The 20,038-nt window shown below is 68.9% G+C and carries 22 protein-coding genes; 6 read left to right on the forward strand and 16 right to left on the reverse strand.

Going from position 1 to position 20,038, the window contains the following annotated elements; genetic code table 11:
• Nucleotides 1-2: 2 nt before the first annotated feature.
• From A8G18_RS20160 to A8G18_RS20205, 10 genes are all read right to left on the reverse strand, one after another.
• A complete protein-coding gene (locus A8G18_RS20160; protein ID WP_064065275.1) occupies nt 3-668 on the reverse strand; it encodes a dTMP kinase in 666 nt (221 codons plus the stop codon).
• A 31-nt stretch (nt 669-699) separates the two neighbouring features.
• A complete protein-coding gene (gene ahcY, locus A8G18_RS20165) occupies nt 700-2,169 on the reverse strand; it encodes an adenosylhomocysteinase (RefSeq protein ID WP_016934217.1) in 1,470 nt (489 codons plus the stop codon).
• Nucleotides 2,170-2,282: 113 nt separating this feature from the next.
• Nucleotides 2,283-2,888, reverse strand: a complete 606-nt coding sequence (locus A8G18_RS20170) for a TetR/AcrR family transcriptional regulator (protein WP_064065276.1) — start codon at nt 2,886-2,888, stop codon at nt 2,283-2,285.
• A gap of 84 nt (nt 2,889-2,972) precedes the next feature.
• Entirely contained in the window at nt 2,973-3,158 is a 186-nt protein-coding gene (locus tag A8G18_RS20175; protein ID WP_016694878.1) for a rubredoxin, read from the reverse strand.
• Entirely contained in the window at nt 3,155-3,322 is a 168-nt protein-coding gene (locus A8G18_RS20180) for a rubredoxin (RefSeq protein WP_064065325.1), read from the reverse strand. Before A8G18_RS20180 ends, A8G18_RS20175 begins: the two co-directional genes overlap by 4 nt.
• 2 nt (nt 3,323-3,324) lie before the next feature.
• Nucleotides 3,325-4,569, reverse strand: coding sequence for an alkane 1-monooxygenase (locus A8G18_RS20185; RefSeq protein ID WP_064065277.1), 1,245 nt, complete (start codon nt 4,567-4,569; stop codon nt 3,325-3,327).
• A 208-nt stretch (nt 4,570-4,777) separates the two neighbouring features.
• The gene (gene manA, locus A8G18_RS20190) at nt 4,778-6,058 is read right to left on the reverse strand and encodes a mannose-6-phosphate isomerase, class I (protein ID WP_064065278.1); all 1,281 of its coding nucleotides are present in this window, start codon (nt 6,056-6,058) and stop codon (nt 4,778-4,780) included.
• Entirely contained in the window at nt 6,058-7,143 is a 1,086-nt protein-coding gene (locus A8G18_RS20195; RefSeq protein WP_064065279.1) for an SIS domain-containing protein, read from the reverse strand. Before A8G18_RS20195 ends, manA begins: the two co-directional genes overlap by 1 nt.
• Nucleotides 7,144-7,245: 102 nt before the next feature.
• A complete protein-coding gene (locus A8G18_RS20200) occupies nt 7,246-8,616 on the reverse strand; it encodes a phosphomannomutase/phosphoglucomutase (RefSeq protein ID WP_064065280.1) in 1,371 nt (456 codons plus the stop codon).
• A gap of 77 nt (nt 8,617-8,693) precedes the next feature.
• Entirely contained in the window at nt 8,694-9,089 is a 396-nt protein-coding gene (locus A8G18_RS20205; protein WP_172506056.1) for a DUF3499 domain-containing protein, read from the reverse strand.
• Nucleotides 9,090-9,176: 87 nt separating this feature from the next.
• Here A8G18_RS20205 and A8G18_RS20210 point away from each other — a divergent pair, with 87 nt between their 5' ends.
• The gene (locus A8G18_RS20210; RefSeq protein WP_064065282.1) at nt 9,177-9,671 is read left to right on the forward strand and encodes a metallopeptidase family protein; all 495 of its coding nucleotides are present in this window, start codon (nt 9,177-9,179) and stop codon (nt 9,669-9,671) included.
• Between the two features lie 123 nt (nt 9,672-9,794).
• Here A8G18_RS20210 and A8G18_RS20215 read toward each other — a convergent pair whose 3' ends face one another.
• A complete protein-coding gene (locus tag A8G18_RS20215) occupies nt 9,795-10,061 on the reverse strand; it encodes a WhiB family transcriptional regulator (RefSeq protein ID WP_167352118.1) in 267 nt (88 codons plus the stop codon).
• Nucleotides 10,062-10,395: 334 nt separating this feature from the next.
• On the opposite strand from A8G18_RS20215, the gene cofD reads away from it, so the two are divergent.
• The 3 genes from cofD to A8G18_RS20230 are packed head-to-tail and all read left to right on the forward strand — an operon-like array spanning nt 10,396 to nt 13,309.
• The gene (gene cofD, locus A8G18_RS20220; RefSeq protein WP_064065284.1) at nt 10,396-11,385 is read left to right on the forward strand and encodes a 2-phospho-L-lactate transferase; all 990 of its coding nucleotides are present in this window, start codon (nt 10,396-10,398) and stop codon (nt 11,383-11,385) included.
• A complete protein-coding gene (locus tag A8G18_RS20225) occupies nt 11,385-12,752 on the forward strand; it encodes a coenzyme F420-0:L-glutamate ligase (RefSeq protein ID WP_064065326.1) in 1,368 nt (455 codons plus the stop codon). Before cofD ends, A8G18_RS20225 begins: the two co-directional genes overlap by 1 nt.
• 2 nt (nt 12,753-12,754) lie before the next feature.
• Nucleotides 12,755-13,309, forward strand: a complete 555-nt coding sequence (locus A8G18_RS20230) for an NUDIX hydrolase (protein WP_064065285.1) — start codon at nt 12,755-12,757, stop codon at nt 13,307-13,309.
• Between the two features lie 44 nt (nt 13,310-13,353).
• Here the strand turns inward: A8G18_RS20230 and A8G18_RS20235 are convergent, their stop codons facing one another.
• Genes A8G18_RS20235 through rfbD form a run of 4 tightly spaced genes read right to left on the reverse strand, consistent with a single transcriptional unit; the run spans nt 13,354 to nt 17,063 of the window.
• Entirely contained in the window at nt 13,354-14,118 is a 765-nt protein-coding gene (locus tag A8G18_RS20235; protein WP_064065286.1) for an SGNH/GDSL hydrolase family protein, read from the reverse strand.
• A 14-nt stretch (nt 14,119-14,132) separates the two neighbouring features.
• Nucleotides 14,133-15,218: a mannose-1-phosphate guanylyltransferase gene (manB, locus tag A8G18_RS20240; RefSeq protein WP_064065287.1), complete on the reverse strand. Its 1,086-nt coding sequence runs from the start codon at nt 15,216-15,218 to the stop codon at nt 14,133-14,135.
• Nucleotides 15,208-16,134, reverse strand: coding sequence for a glycosyltransferase family 2 protein (locus A8G18_RS20245; RefSeq protein ID WP_051017577.1), 927 nt, complete (start codon nt 16,132-16,134; stop codon nt 15,208-15,210). The genes manB and A8G18_RS20245 overlap by 11 nt, the downstream gene beginning before the upstream one ends.
• A gap of 59 nt (nt 16,135-16,193) precedes the next feature.
• The gene (rfbD, locus tag A8G18_RS20250; RefSeq protein ID WP_064065288.1) at nt 16,194-17,063 is read right to left on the reverse strand and encodes a dTDP-4-dehydrorhamnose reductase; all 870 of its coding nucleotides are present in this window, start codon (nt 17,061-17,063) and stop codon (nt 16,194-16,196) included.
• A gap of 316 nt (nt 17,064-17,379) precedes the next feature.
• Between rfbD and A8G18_RS20255 the strand changes: the two genes are divergently transcribed.
• Both A8G18_RS20255 and A8G18_RS20260 read left to right on the forward strand, forming a co-directional pair.
• Nucleotides 17,380-18,879, forward strand: coding sequence for an LCP family protein (locus A8G18_RS20255; protein WP_425337714.1), 1,500 nt, complete (start codon nt 17,380-17,382; stop codon nt 18,877-18,879).
• Nucleotides 18,880-18,915: 36 nt separating this feature from the next.
• On the forward strand, nt 18,916-19,626 hold the full coding sequence (locus tag A8G18_RS20260) for a TIGR03089 family protein (protein ID WP_064065289.1): 711 nt from the start codon (nt 18,916-18,918) through the stop codon (nt 19,624-19,626).
• Here A8G18_RS20260 and A8G18_RS20265 read toward each other — a convergent pair.
• Nucleotides 19,604-19,999 (reverse strand): hypothetical protein, encoded by a 396-nt coding sequence (locus tag A8G18_RS20265; RefSeq protein WP_037224883.1) that lies wholly within the window; start codon nt 19,997-19,999, stop codon nt 19,604-19,606. The genes A8G18_RS20260 and A8G18_RS20265 overlap by 23 nt on opposite strands.
• Nucleotides 20,000-20,038 lie beyond the last annotated feature (39 nt).

The raw sequence follows: 20,038 nt of genomic DNA on the forward strand, positions 1-20,038 counted from the left end.
CTCTATCGTGTCACCCCTTCACCGTCGTGAAGCAGATTTGAGATGTGAACGGCGAGTTGTGGCGCGGAGGTCTGCGGGCCCGCGACCTCCCACGGAGACATCCACTGCTGCTGCGCGAGCCCGTCGTACACCGCACCCGTGCGTTCCTGTAGACCGCCGTCACGCTCGTAGGCGTCGCGGTCGCGGTCCGTCTCGGTCGCAGCGCGGTGACGGGCGCGCTCCGCGGCCAGTTCGACGGGAACGCGGAGCAGCACCTGCAGATCGGGTACCGGAAGCCCGAATCGTTCGAACTCGAGCCGGCGGATCCACTCCACCGCCGGGCCGGTCGCGTCCTCGTTCCGGCGCGCCGCGGTGTACGCGGCGTTGGACGCGACGTACCGGTCGAGCAGCACGATGTCGTTGTCGGCGAGCAGTTTCCGCAGTTCGTCGGCCGCATCACGACGGTCGAGGGCCCACAGCAGGGCCATCGCCTCGACGCTCGAGGCGGTGTCGCCGTGGTGCCCGCGCAACGCCTCCGCGCCCAGATCGGCGTGGATCGACTTCCCGTAACGCGGGAAGGCCAGCGTCGCGACCTTCCGTCCGGCCTCGCGCCAGGTCTCGACGAGACCGGCGGACAACGTCCGTTTGCCGGCCCCGTCGAGACCTTCGACGACGATCAGATCACTCATGCGCTCCGCGTTTCCCGTCGAGTGCCCGGGATCAGTAGCGGTAGTGCTCGGGCTTGTACGGGCCCTCGACGTCGACGCCGATGTACTCGGCCTGTTCCTTGGTCAGCTTCGTGATCTGCCCGCCGAGCGCCTCGACGTGGATCTTCGCGACCTTCTCGTCGAGATGCTTGGGCAGGCGGTAGACCTCGTTGTCGTACTCGTCGGGCTTGGTCCACAGCTCGATCTGGGCGATCACCTGGTTCGCGAACGAGTTGCTCATCACGAAGGAAGGGTGACCCGTGGCGTTGCCGAGGTTGAGCAGGCGGCCCTCCGACAGGACGATGATCGAATGACCGTCGGCGAAGGTGAACTCGTCGACCTGCGGCTTGATGTTGATCCGCGTGACGTCGGCTGCGCGCTCGAGGCCGGCCATGTCGATCTCGTTGTCGAAGTGGCCGATGTTGCCGAGAATGGCCTGGTGCTTCATCGCCTTCATGTGCTCGAAGGTGATGATGTCCTTGTTGCCCGTCGCGGTGATGACGATGTCGGCCCGGCCGATGAAGTCCTCGACCGTCACGACGTCGTAGCCGTCCATCATGGCCTGCAGCGCGTTGATCGGGTCGACCTCGGTGACCGACACGCGTGCACCCTGGCCGCGCAGCGCCTCGGCGCAACCCTTGCCGACGTCGCCGTAACCGCACACGAGCGCGGCCTTGCCGCCGATGAGCACGTCGGTGCCGCGGTTGATGCCGTCGAGCAGCGAGTGCCGGGTGCCGTACTTGTTGTCGAACTTGCTCTTGGTGACCGAGTCGTTGACGTTGATCGCCGGGAACGCGAGTTCGCCGGCCGCCGACAACTGGTACAGGCGCAGCACGCCGGTGGTGGTCTCCTCGGTGACGCCCCGGACGGACTCCGCGACGGTGGTCCACTTCTTCGAATCGGCGGCGAGCGAGCGGCGCAGCAGTTCGAGGAAGACCTTGTACTCGGCGGAGTCCTGCTCCTCGTCGATCGGCGGGACGACGCCGGCCTTCTCGAACTGGGCACCCTTGAGCACGAGCATCGTGGCGTCGCCACCGTCGTCGAGGATCATGTTGGCGGGCTCACCAGGCCAGGTGAGCATCTGCTCGGCAGCCCACCAGTACTCCTCGAGAGTCTCGCCCTTCCACGCGAAGACCGGGACACCCTCGGGCTCCTCGGCGGTACCGTGCGGGCCGACGACGATCGCCGCGGCGGCGTGGTCCTGGGTGGAGAAGATGTTGCACGACGCCCAGCGCACCTGCGCACCGAGGGAGACGAGCGTTTCGATGAGCACAGCGGTCTGGACCGTCATGTGCAGCGAGCCGGAGATCCGTGCGCCCTTCAGCGGCTGCACCTCCGCGTACTCGCGGCGCAGCGCCATCAGGCCCGGCATCTCGTGTTCGGCGAGCCGGATCTCCTTGCGCCCGAATTCGGCGAGGGACAGATCGGCGACCTTGAAATCGAGACCGTTGGCCCGGTCGGCGACGAGCGTGGTGTCGGACACGTGCAGATGCCTCTTCCTGTCGGCAGACAATGGTGGTTCCAGGCTATACAACCTGAGCAAGGATCGACCGAGCAGATCGTCCACCGACGGTTCCGCCCCGGCCGACCGGCCGGTCAGCCGCGGACGGCGGCCCGTTCGACGAACGGCACGAGCAGATCGGCGAGGTCGGCGGCGACGTCGCGCCCCGAAGCCGGAGGCATGGAGACGAAACTCAGCGCCACCCGCACGACGGCCCGCGCCAGGATCCCGGCGTCGGATTCGGACGCCGCGATCCAGCTGTGATGGAAGGTCTCGGTGAGGCGGCCCGCGCCCCGCTCGAGGATGGGGGCGGCGTCGGTGGTGATCAACCGCAGCAGGTCGGGCTTGGCCTCACCGCTCAGCAGCGACTGCACGAGGGGGTCGGCGGCGGAGGCCTCGAAGAAGAACGCGAAGCCGTCGACGAGCGCGGCGCGCGCATCCCCGACGTGCGCGTACACCGAATCGGCCACGGCGTCGACGAACTCGTCGACCAGCCGCAGCGCGTAGCCCTGCGCCAGGCCCTGCCGGGAAGAGAATTCCTTGTAGAGGGTCTGCCGGCTGATGCCGGCGGTCCGGGCGACGTCGCTCATCGTGACGGCCGACCAGTCGCGTTCGAGCAGCAGCTCCCGCATGGCGTCGAGGATCGTCGAGCGCAACAGCACCCGACTGGCCTCGTGGAAGGGAACCCGCGCGTTCGGCATGGGAGGAACGCTCTCACGCACGGATGTGCTCGTCAAAGCAACGCGAACCGTGATCCACCGTGCTGTGATTCACCGCACAGGGGTTCACCGGCGGACGATCTCCACCATCTCGAAGTCGGCCTTGGCAGCACCGCAGTCCGGGCAGGACCAGTCGTCGGGGATGTCCTCCCACCGGGTGCCGGGCTCGATGCCCTCGTCGGGCCATCCCTCGGCCTCGTCGTATTCGAAACCGCACACCAGACAACGGAACAAGCGGTAATCGGTACTCACGGGGTGTACTCCTCGAAATCGATCTTCTCCCGGACTCCGCAGTCGGGGCACGGCCAGTCGTCCGGCACCTCGGACCACGCGGTGCCGGGCGGGAAACCCTCCCGCGGGGCGCCGGCACTCTCGTCGTAGGTGAATTCGCAGACGGGACAACGGTAGGACGCCACGATCACTTCCCTTCCGCGGCAGCGTGATCCACTACTCCGTAGCGGGCGAGGATCTTCTCGCGGCGACGCGGCTCGATGTTCGCGCGGGTGATGTCGCCGTCGTAGTGGTCGAGCACACGATGATCCATGACCTTGCGCCACAACGGTGGGATGTAGGCGAGGGTGATCATCGTCGCGTAGCCGGCCGGCAACTGCGGCGAGACCTCCATGCTTCGCAGGGTCTGGTAGCGCCGGGTGGGATTGGCGTGATGGTCGCTGTGCCGCTGCAGGTGGTAGAGGAAGATGTTCGTCACCAGATGGTCGCTGTTCCAGCTGTGCGCGGGCGAGCAGCGTTCGTAACGCCCCTTACCGGTCTTCTGCCGGAGCAGGCCGTAGTGCTCGAGATAGTTCACGACCTCGAGCAGCGAGAAGCCGAAGATCGCCTGGATCACGAGATACGGCGCGATGGAGAGACCGAAGACGCCGAGGAGCACCGCGTACAGGGCGACGGAGATCGCCCACGCGCTGAGGACGTCGTTGTGCACGCTCCACACCGGCTTGCCGAGCCGTTCGAGGCGGGCCCGCTCGAGACGCCATGCCGAACGCAGACTGCCGACCACGCTGCGCGGCAGGAAACGCCAGAAGCTCTCCCCGAACCGCGCCGAGGCGGGATCCTCCGGAGTCGCGACGCGCACATGATGCCCGCGATTGTGCTCGATGTAGAAGTGGCCGTAGAAGGCGGGGGCGAGAGCCCACTTCGACAGGCGCCGTTCGAATTCGACCTTCTTGTGACCGAGCTCGTGCGCCGTGTTGATCCCGATGCCCGCGACCACGCCGACCGAGATGGCAAGACCGATCTTCGACACCACGCCGAGGCCGCCGTCGATGCCGAGCCAGGACAGGTCGTCGGCCGACCACAGATAGCAGGCGAAGATCAGCGACGCGAACTGGAAGGGCAGATACAGGTAGGTGCAGTAGCGGTAGAAGCGGTCGTTCTCGAGTTGTTCGAACAACTCGTCGGGAGGGTTCTCCCCGTCGGGCCCGACGAACAGGTCGAGCAACGGTACGAGGACGTAGATCAGCAGTGGGCCGATCCACCACAGGACCGGGGTGACACTCTGCAGTCCGAGCTGGTTACCGCCCCACACCAGCGCGGTGGCGACGAACAGGGCCGTCGGAGGCACCAGCCCCAGAAGCCACAGATGGCGTTTGCGGTCGCGCCATGGGAGATCGGGCCGGGCCACCGAATCCGCCGATGCCGTACTCATGTCGGGTCTCCTCATCACCGTCGATAACGCAGAGCACGCCAACCCTTTGGTGACGCACACCACTCATAGCTTGACTCTAGAACGGTATTCGTCCGACGTCTAGACATTTGACCGAATTTGTAAATCTCGCGAGTGGTGGCGGGAAACGACGAAGGCGAGCCCGTGCGGGCTCGCCTTCCGTTCGAATCGGTCCCGATCGGGACCCGGCTCAGGACTCGTCGACCACCGATGCCGACACCTCGCCGAGGCGGGCCCGGAAGACCTGCGTGTCCGCGGCACAACCGTGGACGGCCGGCCGCCGATCGCAGGCCGACAGCCACGCCGAGTCGCCGGGCTTCAGCGTCACCGACTCGCCCTCGCATTCGACCCGCACATCGCCCGCGGTGCACAACAGGATCTGGGGGCCGTCGGCACCGACCTCGAGGGCGTCGCCGGCGCCGAGGTCGATGCGCGACAACGCGAACTCCGGCGCCGGAGTGCGGTAGCGGCGTTCGGCCGGGCCGAGCTGCCCCGGATCGGTCGCTGCCGAGATCTCCGGGACGGCTTCGAGGATCGGCACCGACGCCGCGCCGAAGTCGAGCACGCGCAGCAGTTCGGGCACGTCCACGTGCTTGGGAGTGAGACCGCCGCGCAACACGTTGTCGGAATTCGCCATGATCTCGACGCCCATGCCGTGCAGATAGGCATGCAGATTTCCCGCGTCGAGATAGAGTCCCTCCCCCGGCTGCAGAGTGATGCGGTTGAGCAGCAGGGACGCCAGCACCCCGGCATCGCCCGGGTAGAAATCCGCCAGCTGCAGAGCCGTACGCACCTCCGGAACGAAGTCGCGTTCACCGTCCCGGCCGGTGGCGAGATAGGTCACGCAGCCGTCGAGCACGCGCGGCAGCAGCGCCGCGAGAGCGGGCGGAGGCAACGTGATCCAGGTGGTGAACAGCGCCCGCAGACCACTCGAATCGGGTTGTCCCGCGAGCAGTCCCACATAGGGGTCGAGCTCCGGGACCGCCAGCGCCTCGAACAGCTCCACCGTCCGCTTCGGATCGCGGAAACCGGCGAGCGCCTCGAATCGCGTCAGCGCCACCACGAGTTCGGGCTTGTGGTTCGCGTCCTTGTAGTTGCGAACGGGCGAGTCGATCGGGATTCCCAGCGCTTCCTCGCGAGCGAACCCCTCGGCCGCCTGGCGGGCACTGGGATGCGCCTGCAACGACAAGGGCTCCTCCGCTGCCAGGAGCTTGAGGAGGAAGGGCAGCCGGGGACCGAACGCCCCCACAGCGCGGTAGCCGAGATGTCGCTGAGGCTCGGCCGACAGCAGATCGAGCAGCGAGTGCTCGTCGCCGTCCGAATCCACCAGCCTGGCAGGATCTGCCGGATGCGCACCGAGCCACAACTCGGCCTCGGGGTGATGGGACGGCACAGTGCGGCCACGCAAGGTGGCGATCGCGGTTCGCGATCCCCACGCGTACGAGCGCACCGCACCTTCGAGTCGGTGCACTATCTCCCCCCTGCCAATCCGAGATATGCAGCCGCCATCTCTGTGCGGACGGTCAACACTGCCACCTGTTCCAGCACGGTCGGCACCGTGCTCGACTCGAATTCTCCGACCACGGACATCACTTCCACATCCGGTAGTGCCGCCGTCCTCCGCTGCGCCGCCGACCGGTCGGGGTCCGTGCTGAGCACGAACACCCGCGCCGGTGCGATCGGCGCCGGTCCGTCCAGTTCCTCGTCGTGGAAGAACGGGTCGTAGTTCTCACCGCTCGCGGTGACGACGGCCATGAGCCGATCGCGCGCGACCAGAACGTCGCCGAGCGCCGCGGCACCCGAGACCACCCCCGCCTCCTGCAGCAAGGATTCCGACGCGTGCCGGGCGAGCACCGTCGTCGCGGCGGAATCACCCGCGAACACCACTCGGCGCGATTGCATGCGCACCGCGAGCGACTTCGCAGGATTGTGGAAGACCTCGTTCTCCGGATGATTGCGCGCCGCTTCCTCGTCGGCCGTGTCGGCCACGTCGGCGAGCGGTGGCACACCGGCGATCCGCACGGCGCGCTGCAGCACACCGAGCACAGCGCAGAACACCGCGACGTGCCGGGCGAGCACGTACCGCGTCCGGACGCGGATCCGGGGCGGCAACGACATCGCGCGGCCGGCCGCGACCGCCCGCACCGGACCCTCGTCCGGCGCGTCGACGACGACCTCCGCGCTGCGCCGCAGTCCGGCGTCGATGCTGCGGGCCAATTCCGGATCGCCGGCATCGTTTCCCGAGACCACCACGACGTCGAGCGCACCCACCCAGGGCGGGGTGGCCGGTGCGGCGACCAGCGGTACACCGGCCCGGTCCCCGAACAACGCGACGACCAGTTCGGCGGCCGATCGGGCGCGGGCATCGGTGCCGACGAAGACGACACTGCGAGGATGCATGTCGGTGAGCCGACCGAGCACACCTTCGTCGACCGCCGCGGCGACCGCACGGATCTGGGCACCGCCGAGGGCCGCGCTCCTGAGGATGCCGTCGACATCGGCGGCGAGCAGACCGCCCGCATCGTCGAAGTCGAACAGCGGTGAGGGTGCCGTCACGACCGCATCACCTTCCTTCCGCCGCCGCGACCTCGGCGAGCCACCTGACCGAGCCCGGCACGCCATGCACCGGCACTTCGATTATTCCTGTTGTCCCTCCGTCTACGCACGAACGACAGAAAGGATCTCCTTCACCAATGCCTCGACCTCACCGTCCGTGCGCGCCTCCACGTTGAGTCGCAGCAGCGGCTCGGTGTTGGACGCGCGCAGGTTGAACCACGCGTTGTCGGGCAGGTCCACGGTGACACCGTCGAGCCGGTCGACCGACACCGCGCGATCCTCGAACGCCGCGACGACCGCCTCGGTGCGCTCGGCCGCGTCGACGACCGTCGAATTGATCTCTCCCGACGCCGCATACCGGTTGTAGGAGCTCATCAACTCGGAGAGCGGGCCGTCCTGCGAGGCCAGCGCGGCGAGTACGTGCAGTGCCGCGAGCATGCCCGAGTCGGCGCCCCAGAAGTCGCGGAAGTAGTAGTGCGCCGAGTGTTCACCGCCGAAGACGGCGCCGGTCTCGGCCATCTGCTGCTTGATGAACGAATGCCCGACCCGGGTGCGGACGGGCTTGCCGCCCTGCTCGGTGACGAGTTCGGGCACCACCCGCGACGTGATCAAGTTGTGGATGATCGTGGAGCCGGGTTCCTCGGCGAGTTCGCGGGCTGCGACGAGCGCCGTCACCGCCGACGGCGTGACCGGCTCGCCGCGCTCGTCGACCACGAAGCAGCGGTCGGCGTCGCCGTCGAAGGCCAGGCCCACATCGGCGCCGGACTCGACGACCAGACGCTGGAGGTCGACGAGGTTGGCGGGGTCGAGGGGGTTGGCCTCGTGATTGGGGAAGGTGCCGTCGAGTTCGAAGTACAGCGGGACGAGGTCGACGGGCAGGGCGCCGAAGACGGCGGGGACGGTGTGGCCGCCCATCCCGTTACCGGCGTCGACCGCCACCGTGAGCGGTCGCATCTGCGCAAGGTCGACGAGACCGCGGACGAACGAGGCGTAGTCGTCGAGGACGTCGCGCTCGGTGATGCTGCCGCGCTCGCCCTCGTAGGCGGGAACACCTTCGACGAGATCGGCCGAGATCTGCGCCAGACCGGTGTCCTGACCGACGGGCTTGGCACCGGCACGGCAGAGCTTGATGCCGTTGTACTTCGCAGGGTTGTGGCTCGCGGTGAACATCGCGCCGGGTGCGTCGAGCAGACCCGACGCGAAGTAGAGCTGGTCGGTGGACGCGAGTCCGATGAGCACCACGTCGAGTCCTCGGGAGGTGACCCCGTCGGCGAAGGCCTGGGACAACGAGGGGGACGAGGCGCGCATGTCGTGCCCGATCACCACGCGGTCGGCGCTGCCCTCGCTGCGCAACAGGCGTGCGAACGACGCTCCGACCTCGCGGACGAACTCTTCGTCGATCTGCTCCCCGACGACTCCCCGTACGTCGTACGCCTTGATGACCGCTGACACCGACTCGGCAGCTCTCGCCACTGTATTGACTCCTGAACCTCGACTCGTGCGATGCCGTCCTCCGCGACATCGCACTCGCTCAGCCTAGTGCGAACGGCTCAGGACGTGGGATCGGGAAGCACACGCAGGTGCCCACGTCGGCCGGTGCGCGTGGTCGGCGGCACGACGGCCCGCTGGGGTTCCTCGGCATCGTCGTCGGCCGAGTCGGAGCGGGAACGCTCACCCAGTCCGGCCTCGCGTACGGCCTCGGCGAGGGCGGTCAGATCGTCCTCGTCGGGGGTGCCCGACGAGAACGCTCCCTCGTACCGGACGAGTTCCCATCCCTTGGGGGCCGTGATACGTGAACCGTGCATCTCGCAGAGATCCCACGAGTGCGGTTCCGCGACGGTCGCCAGGGGGCCGACGACGGCGGTGGAGTCCGAGTACACGTAGGTCAGCGTCGCAACAGCAGGGTTCTTGCACCCAGGCCGGCAGCATCGACGCAGTGTTCTCACGACTGGGAGCGTAGCGCGCCGAGCGCTCCAGGACTATTCGGACACACCGAAACGGGCGGCGGATTTTCGTGTCGTAGTGTCCATGGCATGGTCCGCGCACGACGTTCCCGCCCTGTGTCGTCCCGTTCCGTGGCACGCCGCGGCAGAGGAATCCGCGGTCCCCTGTTCCCGCAGAGCCTGCCCGCCTGGAAGACCCGCGCCGAGAAGTTCGACCTGCTCGTACTCGGGGCGTTCGCGCCGATCGACGCGCGCTGGCACGACCGCCTCACCAAGCTCGACATCGCCGTGGACGAGGTCCCGAAGATCCGGGCGCGCGATCCCGACTCGGTGAACTGGCCCGACGAAGTGGTCGCCGACGGGCCGGTGCCACTGTCCCGGCTCGTGCCCGCCGGGATCGATCGACGAGGGGCCGCCACCCGGGCGCGGATCGTGCTGTTCCGTCGCCCCCTCGAGGTGCGAGCGAAGGATCCGGACGATCTGACGGATCTGGTCCACGACGTCCTCGTGCACCAGGTGGCCACTTATCTCGGCGTCGAACCGGAAGTGGTGGATCCGACACTCGACGAGGACGACGAGGACTGAGAAACGTTCCGGACACATGACGAAGGCCGGGTTGCTCGTCCCCCACGGCCGCAACCCGGCCTTCGTCATCCGATTCGGTGTTTCACTCGGTCCCGTACTCCCCGTACCGGGCCGAACTCCTCGTCAGACTATTCCGCGCTTGAGGCGACGGCGTTCCCTCTCGGAAAGCCCGCCCCAGATACCGAACCGCTCGTCGTGAGCGAGGGCGTATTCGAGACATTCGTCCCGGACTTCACACCCCATGCAGATGCGCTTGGCCTCTCTGGTGGATCCCCCCTTCTCGGGGAAGAATGCCTCCGGATCGGTCTGCGCACAGAGCGCACGCTCCTGCCACTGCTCCTCGCCATCCGCAGGGTCGCCGAATCCCGAAATCACACTCAGGACGGGCACCCCGACGTCCGGGTAGTCACAGACAGCCTCGACTGCAGTATCGCTTCGAATGAGCTCGAAGCTGTCGCGCTCGCCGGCCATTGTCCCTCCTCACCTGCAGCGCCGAATCATGACCGGGGATCAACCCGCTGCCATCCCTCGAATACTCGTTCGAATGCGGGTTCACCGCAAGGAATCTCGAATTCGATTATCGAATGACATGTATGTGATTAGACACTTCGGGTGTGTCGCGGTCAAGCGGAGCGGCGTTGTTCACATATCATCGGCCGCTTTGCCGAAACGCGTTTCGGACGGCGCGCGACCGGGTAGATGACGCACCGCTTAGGCTTGGGCCGTGAATGTGACTGTATTGGTCGGAGGTGTCGGTGGGGCGCGTTTTCTCTCAGGTTTGCGCCGACTTCTCGATATTTCCCCCGGCGTCGAGCCGAATCCGGACGCGGCACACGGCATCACCGCGATCGTCAACGTCGGCGACGACGTCTGGATGCACGGTCTGAGGATCTGTCCGGATCTCGACACCTGCATGTACACCCTGGGGGGTGGGATCGACACCGAACGCGGCTGGGGCCGTGCGGGCGAGACCTGGAACGCGAAGGAGGAACTCGCCGCCTACGGTGCGATCCCCGACTGGTTCGGTCTCGGCGACCGCGACATCGCCACGCATCTCGTCCGCACGCAGATGCTGCGGACCGGCTATCCGCTCTCCGCCGTCACCGAAGCACTGTGCACCCGGTGGAAACCCGGCGTGACCCTGCTGCCCGTCTCCGACGACCGCAGCGAGACACACGTCGTCATCACCGATCCCGAGGACGGTGAGCAGCGCGCCGTGCACTTCGAGGAATGGTGGGTCCGCCACCGCGCCCAGGTGCCGACCCACAGCTTCGCGCACATCGGCGCGGAGGAGGCGAAGCCGGCTCCCGGAGTGGTCGAGGCGATCGAGAACGCCGACGCCGTCCTGCTGGCCCCGTCCAATCCTGTCGTGAGCGTCGGCGCGATCCTCGCGATCCCGGGTATACGGGGTGCATTGCGCACCACGTCCGCGAAGATCGTCGGCCTCTCCCCTGTCATCGACGGCAAGCCCCTGCGCGGGATGGCCGATGCGTGCCTGGACGTCATCGGGGTGGAGACCACCGCCGAGGCCGTCGGCCGGTACTACGGTGCCCGCTCCGGCACGGGCATTCTCGACGGGTGGCTCGTGCACTCGACCGACCGCGCCGAGGTACCGGGCGTCGAGGTCCGGTCCGTTCCCCTGCTCATGACCGACACCGACGCGACGGCCGACATGGCCCGCGCCGCCCTCGAGCTCGCCGGAGTGAACCTGTGATGCCGGACGCCGTCGCCGACCCCTCGGTGCGCGACCACGCGCCGGGCGGTCCGATCGAGATCCTGCCCGTCCCCGGGCTTCCCGAGTTCCGCCCGGGAGACGACCTGGCTGCGGCCGTCGCCCGGGCCGCACCGTGGCTGACCGACGGGGACGTCCTCGTCGTCACGAGCAAGGTGGTCTCGAAGGTCGAGGGACGGATCGTCGCCGCGCCCACCGATCCCGATGCCCGCGACGCACTGCGCCGGCGTCTCGTGAACGAGGAGGCCGTGCGCGTGCTGGCCCGCAAGGGCCGCACCCTCATCACCGAGAACAAGCTGGGCATCGTGCAGGCGGCCTCCGGGATCGACGGGTCGAACGTCGACAGCGCCGAACTCGCGCTGCTGCCCGAGGATCCCGACGCGAGCGCCTCGGCCCTCCGCGAGCGGATCGGTGCGCTGCTCGGCGTGCGGGTCGCCGTGGTGGTCACCGACACGATGGGTCGCGCCTGGCGCAACGGGCAGACCGACGCCGCGATCGGATCGTCCGGGCTCCCCGTCCTCCACGGCTACGCGGGCTCGCACGATTCGCAGGGCAACGAACTGCAGGTCACGTCCGTGGCGGTGGCCGACGAGATCGCCGCGGCCGGTGATCTCGTCAAGGGCAAGCTCGGCGGTGTGCCCGTCGCCGTGGTGCGCGGACTCGACCTGCCCGACGACGGCTCCACCGCCCGCGCCCTGATCCGCAGCGGCGAGGACGACCTGTTCTGGCTCGGCACCGAGGAGGCCCTCGAACGCGGCCGGCGCGAGGCACTTCTGTTGCGCCGGTCGGTGCGGCAGTTCGCTGCCGAACCCGTCGACCCCGAGGATCTGCGCGAGGCGATCGCCGAGGCCCTCACCGCCCCCGCACCCCACCACACCCGCCCGGTGCGGTTCGTGTGGGTGCGCACCGAACAGGTCCGTCGGCGGCTCCTCGACCGCATGCGCGAGAAGTGGGCCGAGGATCTTCGCGGCGACGGACTCGACCCGGTGGCCGTCGAACGCCGCCTCGCCCGCGGCGCGATCCTCTACGACGCGCCCGAGGTGATCGTTCCGTTCCGGGTGCCCGACGGCGCACACCACTACCCCGACGCGCGTCGCACCGCCGCCGAGGCCACGATGTTCACCGTGGCCGCCGGCGCCGCGGTCCAGGGCCTGCTCGTGTCCCTGGCCACCCGCGGCCTGGGGAGCTGCTGGATCGGTTCGACGATCTTCGCGCCCGAAGTGGTCCGCGGGGAACTCGGGCTGCCCGCCGAATGGTCGCCGCTCGGAGCGGTCGCCGTCGGCTACCCGCTCACCGAACCGGAACCGCGCGAACCCGCGGATCCGGGCGACGCCCTCGTGGAGCTGTAATCGTGTCGGCGCGTTCCCTGCACGCCTCGGCGATCGACCGGCTCACCACCTGGCACACCAACTCCGAGGACGCCGAGTCGCTGCGGCACACCATGCTGGCGTTCCTCGATTCGGCGCCCGACGGGTGTCTGCGCGAGCACGTGCCGGGGCACATCACGGCGTCGTCGATCGTCCTCGACGCCGATCACCGCAACGTGCTGCTCACCCTGCATCCTCGGGTGGGGCGGTGGATCCAGCTCGGCGGTCACTGCGAGACGTCGGACGAGACCGTCGTCGCCGCGGCACTGCGCGAGGCCACCGAGGAATCGGGCATCGCCGATCTGGTGATCGATCCGGATCTGCTCTCGGCGCACACCCATCCGATCACGTGCTCGCTCGGAGTACCCACCCGGCACCTCGACCTGCGGTTCCTGGTGACGGCACCCGTGGGCGCCCGGCCGGTGCGCAGCCACGAGTCCACCGACCTGCAGTGGTGGCCGGTCGACGCGCTGCCACCGGAGGCCGAACACGAGACGATCGCGCACCTGGTGCGGCTCGCGGCCGCCCGACGGGCCTGAGACACCCGCGCTCGTCCCGGCGGGACCGCCGGGACGAGCGGAGGTCAGAACCGGATCGGTCCGAGCTCGGGATATTTCGGGGTGATGCCGTCGCCGGAGGAGACTCCGCGCAGTCGCCGCCCGATCCAGGGGACGAGGAACCCCCGCATCCATGCGCGGTCCGCGGCACGTTCCTGGGCCCGGGTGAGGACGGGTGCCTCGTCGAACTCCACCGGTCCGAGATCGTGTTCGACACCGAGCAGGTCGAGAACGCGGATCGCCATGTTGTGGTGGCCGGCCGCGGACATGTGCAGCCGGTCGAAGTCCCACATGCGCAGATCCCGGTACTCGTCGAAACGCCAGAAGTCGACGATGGTCGCGCCGTGCCGGTCGGCGATCGCCCGGACGAGCTCGTTGTACACGGCCCAGCGGCCGCGCAGGATCCCGAAGACCGGCGCCCAGCTGCCGTCGTAGGCCGTCCACATCAGGACGCGGGCGCCGGTCGCGGCGAGCTTGCCGACCGCCTCGTCGTATTCCGCCGCGAGCGCGTCGAGGTCGAGTTTCGGACGCATGAGGTTGTTGCCGCCGGCGTAGATCGTCACGAGATCGGGACGCATCGCCACGGCGGTCTCGAGCTGCTCGTCGATGATCGGTCGCAGCAACCTGCCCCGGATGGCGAGGTTCGCGTACGCGAAGTTCTCCGACCGGCGCGCCAGCTCACCGGCGACGAGATCGGCCCAGCCGCGTACCCCGTTGGGACGCGCCGGATCCGGATCACCCACACCCTCGGTGAACGAATCACCGAGGGCCACGTACCTTTCGAAACCCACTTCGACCTCTCGACTCACACGTCGGTACTGAACCGGATACCGCCGTCGGGGATCTTCACTCCCGGCCACACCCGGGCACCGCGCAGCAGCTCGCATCGCGCACCGATGTCGGCGCCGTCACCGATCACACCGTCGCGGATCAGGGCCCGCGGACCGACCCGTACACCGAAACCGATGATGCTCCGTTCGACCACCGCACCGGCCTCGACCCGCGCACCGTCGAAGATCACCGCGCCGTCCAGGCGGGCACCCGCACCGATCTCGGCGCCGCGGCCGACGACCGTGCCGCCGATGAGCAGGGCGCCCGGGGCCACGGAGGCACCCGGATGCACGAGCGACTCGCCGCGCTGCGGCGGGAGCGCCGGGGACGGAGCGATACCGCGGACCAGATCGGCCGAGCCACGGACGAAGTCCTCCGGGGTTCCCATGTCGCGCCAATAGGCCGCGTCGACGTGCCCGTACACCTTCTTGCCCTCGGTCAGCAGCGTCGGGAACACCTCGCGCTCCACCGACACCGGACGGCCCTCGGGGATCTGCTCGATGATCTCGCGGCGGAAGACGTAGCAGCCGGCGTTGATCTGATCGGTCGGCGGGTCCTGAGTCTTCTCGAGGAAGGCGGTCACCCGGCCGTCGTCGTCGGTGGGGACGCAGCCGAAGGCACGCGGATCGCTCACCCGCACCAGGTGCAGGGTCACGTCCGCCTCGGTCCGCACGTGGGTGTCGAGCACCGCACCGAGATCGGTGCCACCGAGCACGTCGCCGTTGAAGACCATCACGTTGTCGGCGCGCAGCTTCGGCAGCACGTTGCGGATACCGCCGCCGGTGCCGAGCGGCTCGGTCTCGGTGACGTATTCGATCTCGAGGCCGAAGTCGGAACCGTCGGCGAAGTGCTGCTCGAAGACCTCGGCCTTGAACGAGGTGCCGAGGACGACGTGTTTGATGCCCGCCTCACGGATCCGCGCGAGCAGATGGGTGAGGAAAGGCACCCCCGCGGTGGGCAGCATCGGCTTGGGTGCCGACAGGGTGAGCGGCCGTAGCCGCGTGCCCTGTCCACCGACCAGAATCACCGCATCGGTGTGCGGTGCCGACTCACTCGTCATCGTCTCCCCTGTTCACTGTCGTGCCGACCCGAATGTCCCGGTCGGTCCTCCCGTTCCGACGCTCCCGCACGGCTGCCGCGACCGCGACCCGCGATCGCACCGCGAGCCCGGCCCGCAACGCCCATCGCAGCGGCGCCTGCCACCGATGGGGGTGGCGGTCCGCCTGGAAGCGGTAGGCACTCTCGTGGTGTGCCGGGAGCATCAGTTCGGGGTGCCGTCCGGCCGCGTGGCCCTTGGCGTGGGTGACCACCGCGGACGGCACGTACACGTTGAGCCAGCCCGCCCGGCCGAGCCGGTCGCCCAGGTCCACGTCCTCCATGTACATGAAGTATCGCGAATCGAAGCCGTCGATCGAATCGAACGCCGCGCGTCGCAGCAGCAGGCACGATCCGGACAGCCAGCCGACGGGGCGCTCGCCGATCTCCTCGTTCTCCTGGCGGTAGCGACGTGTCCACGGGTTGGCGGGCCAGACGGTGCCGAGCAGCGCGTGACCGGCACCGGACGCCAGGGTGGGGACGGTGCGCGCCGAAGGGTAGACGCTGCCGTCGGGTTCGTGGATCAGCGGTCCGAGCGAGCCGGCGCGCGGCCAGCGACGCGCCGCCTCGAGCAGTTCGTCGATCGAACCGGGGTGCCACCGGACGTCCGGGTTCACGACGATCACGAACTCCGCGGACGGGTCGATCTCGGCGACCGCGCGATTGATCGCCCCGCCGTATCCGATGTTTCCCCCGGTCCGGAGCAGTCGCACGTTCTCGTGTGCCGCCTCGGCGGCCTCGGGAGCACCGTCGGTCGAACCGTTGTCGGCCAGGATCACCTGTGTCGGCAGAACGGTCGCGGAGGTGAGCGAGGTGAGAAAGTTCTCGAGGTGCTCACCGGGCGAATAGGTCACCGTCACCACGGCCAGCGTCGAATCCACGCCGGTCACCTTAGCGACCTCGGCGGTGTGCGACACCTCACGGGCCGTTTCCTCACACGTCATCGCGCGGGCGGCACGGTTCCGCCACCGGCGATCGCCTCGTGCAACGCCTCCCGCCACGGACGGAAGCGCGTCAGGCCGGCACCGATCCAGGCACTGTCGTCGAGCACCGAATAGGCCGGCCGCGGCGCGGGGCGGACGAACTCGTCGCTGCCACAGGGCTGCACCCGCTCCGGGTCGGCGCCGATCTCCTCGAAGACCGCCCGGGCGAGGTCGAACCACGTCGCTTCTCCGGCGTTCGTGGCATGCAGGATCCCACCGGGGATCCGGTCACCGTGCCCGGCGAGTTCGATCAGTCCGTCGGCCAGGTCGCGCGCGTAGGTGGGGCAACCACGTTGGTCGTCGACGACGCGCAGGGTCTCCCGCTCGCCCTCGAGCCGCCGCATGGTCGCGACGAAGTCGTTGCCGTCGCCGGTGTACACCCAGGCGGTGCGCACGACGTGCGCGGTGGGAAGCACCTCCAGCACCGCCCGTTCACCGGCGAGTTTGGTGCGGCCGTAGGCGGTGCGCGGGCCGGTCGGCGCGTCCACGCGGTAGGGCTCGGTCGCGTCGCCGGCGAAGACGTAGTCGGTGGAGACATGGACGAGATGCGCGCCCTTGTCGGCACACACCGCGGCCAACACGCCCGGGCCCGTGCCGTTGACCTCGGCGGCCCGGTCCTCGTCGGTCTCGGCGGCGTCGACGGCGGTGTACGCCGCGGCGTTGACGACCACGGAACCGGGTTCGACCGCGGCAGCCACGGCCTGCGGGTCGGTGATGTCGACCTCGGACGATCCGACACCGCGGATCGGTATTCCCGCCGCCGTGCCACGGTTCACGAGATGACGGCCGAGCTGGCCACGGGCTCCGGTGACGAGAACGCTACGCACTCGAAGAAGTCTGGCACGCCGGAGTGGTGTGCGCCGAGCGAGCGCACCCACCAGTAGCCTTCACTCGAGAGACTCGACCATCGACCCGTAACACCCACAGGAGGAGCACCAGGTGCCGCCAGAGCCGCGTCGCCGCACCGGAAGGCGTCCCAGTTCGACGGGACGCCGCACCCGTGCGGGCGATCCGACAGCTGCCGACGGCAGGTACCGCCGCGAACCGCGCGCCGGGCGGTCCCGTCACGATTCTGCCGCCGGGCAGCCCCGGCGTACCGCCCGGCGCCGGCCGCCCCCTCCTGCCGGGGCCACGCCGGGAGAAGTGCGGGTGTACAACGGCAGGCCGTGGCAGATCGCCGTCGCGATCGCGGCGTGCCTCGTGCTGGCCGTCACCGGTGTGGCCTGGCGCAGCGTCGACGCGTTGCAGTCGTCGCTGGCGTCGGTACGGGGGCTCGCCCTCGGCGACGGGGAGGACGGTGCCGTCGACATCCTGCTGGTGGGTACGGACAGCCGTACCGACGCGCACGGCAATCCCCTCTCCCAGCGCGAACTCGACGCGCTGCGCGCAGGTGAGGAAGTAGCGAACAACACCGACACCATCATCCTGATCCGCGTGCCGAACGACGGCCGGTCGGCGACCGCGATGTCGATCCCGCGCGACACCTACGTCGAGGTTCCCGAGATCGGGATGTCGAAGATCAACGCGGCGTACGGCGCCACGAAGGCGAACCGGCGCACCGAACTGATCGAGGCGGACGCCGACACGAGCGAGGCCGAACTCGAAGCCGAGTCCACCCAGGCGGGCCGGGAAGCCCTGATCGAATCGGTCGCCGACCTCACCGGGGTGACGGTGGACCATTACGCCGAGGTCGGGCTTCTCGGGTTCGTGCTGCTCACCGACGCCGTCGGCGGTGTCGACGTGTGCCTGAACGCGCCTGTGGACGAACCGCTCTCGGGTGCGAGGTTCGACGCAGGTGTGCAGACCCTGCAGGGTTCGGATGCTCTGAGTTTCGTCCGCCAACGTCACGATCTTCCCCGCGGCGATCTCGACCGGATCGTACGGCAGCAGGTGTTCATGGCGTCGCTGGCACAGAAGGTGCTCAGCGCCAAGACCCTGTCCAATCCGTCCAAGGTGAGTCAGCTGACCGCCGCGGTGCAGCGGTCCGTGGTGCTCGACTCCGATTGGGACATCATGGCGCTGGCCACCCAGCTGCAGGGCCTGGCCGGAGGCGACGTGACGTTCTCGACGATCCCGGTGCAGGACATCAACGCGATGACCGACTACGGCGAATCGGTGGTGCAGGTGGATCCGGACGAGGTACGCGACTTCGTCGCCGAGTTGATCGGCCGGGAGCCCGACGGCAGCGAGACCACCTCCACGCCGGTGCCCGCCCCCGACATCGACGCATCGGCCGTCACGGTCGATGTCGCGAACGCCGGATCGGTGTCCGGACTGGCCTCGCAGGTCGCTGCGGCTCTGTCCGCCGAGGGATACGTCGAGGGCGAGGTGGGCAACTACACCGGTTCCGGCGTGGGAACCTCGACGGTCTTCGGTGCCGACGAGGACTCCGACGAGACCCGCGCGGTGGCGGCGGCACTCGGTGGCCTCGACACCGCGTCCGATCCCTCGCTGCCCGCCGGCACCGTGCGGGTGGTGCTCGCCGGCGACTACACCGGTCCGGGCTCGGCGTCCTACACGGGGTCGTCCACGGCCGCGTCCGCCGCCGACGTCGGTGTGAGCCCGGCCGGTGGCACCGCCACCCCGGCTCCCGCCGCACCGCCCATCGATGCGGGATCCGACGGCCCGCGCTGCGTGAACTGACAGCTGCATGAACCGACATCCTGGAAGAAGACAATCGTGACCACCCTGACCGACGCCCTGCTCGACCCGATCCTCGCCGACGATCCGGCGGGTCCGCGGATCACCTGGTACGACGACGCGACCGGTGCACGCATCGAACTGTCGGCCCTGACCCTCGCGAACTGGGCCGCCAAGACGGCCAACATGATTCGCGAGCAGTTCGGCGTCCTTCCCGGCGGTCGCGTCGCAGTGCTGCTGCCCGCGCACTGGCAGAGCGCCGCGGTGCTGCTCGGTGCGTGGTGGGCCGGTACCGAGGTCGTGCTCGAGGCCGATCCGGACGCCGAACTCGCTTTCGTCACTTCCGACCGGCTGGACGAGGTCGATGCGATCCCCGAAGTCGCGGCACTGTCGCTCGATGCCTTCGGCGCCCCCGTGCGCGACCTGCCGCCCGGGATCACGGACTATGCGACGGATGTGCGGATGCACGGAGACCAGTTCCGGTCCTCGGGGTCGGGCGATCAGGTCCTCGCCGGACGCTCCGTGCCGGACGTCGTGGCGGCGGCGAAAGATTCGGCCGCCTCCGCGGGGATCCGCGGCAGCGATCGCGTGTTGTCGAGCCGTGATTGGTCCGATCCGGACGCACTCGTCGACGGCCTGCTCGCCGTGCTCGCGGCGGGGGCCTCCCTGGTGCAGGTGAGCAATCCCGATCCGGACGCGACCGAACGACGCGTCGCCAGCGAGAAGGTCACGGTTCGCCTGGACGGGTAACGCTGCGCTCGGTGCGGTAGCCGCCGTCCGCAAGACCCGCCTCGATCTCGAATCTGTTGCGGGGACCGGGGTTGCGGAGTTCCTCCGCCAGGTAGCGGACCGCGAATCCGAGTCCGTATCGCGCCCACTGGTCGACGTGGATCGCCTCGTGCCGCACCAGGCGGCGCGGCGGAGCCTTCCGGGTGAGGAAGACCCCGCCGACGGTGGTGCCGCCGCGCGCGAACCCGCCACGCATGCCGGTGGCGACGTAGAGGCCGTACTCGGGATCGAATGTCACGGTGCCGCCCCACAGTCGCGCCCAGCACAGCGCCAGCATCGTCACGACCCGCACGGCGGGCACTCCCCGCGCTGCCCGGGTCGTGCGGTCGGGCATTCCGATTCCGTTCGCCACGAACCGATTCTACCGACCCGG

Origin of the sequence: Rhodococcus gordoniae (assembly GCF_001646655.1) — a bacterium.
Taxonomy (GTDB): Bacteria; Actinomycetota; Actinomycetes; order Mycobacteriales; family Mycobacteriaceae; genus Rhodococcus; species Rhodococcus gordoniae.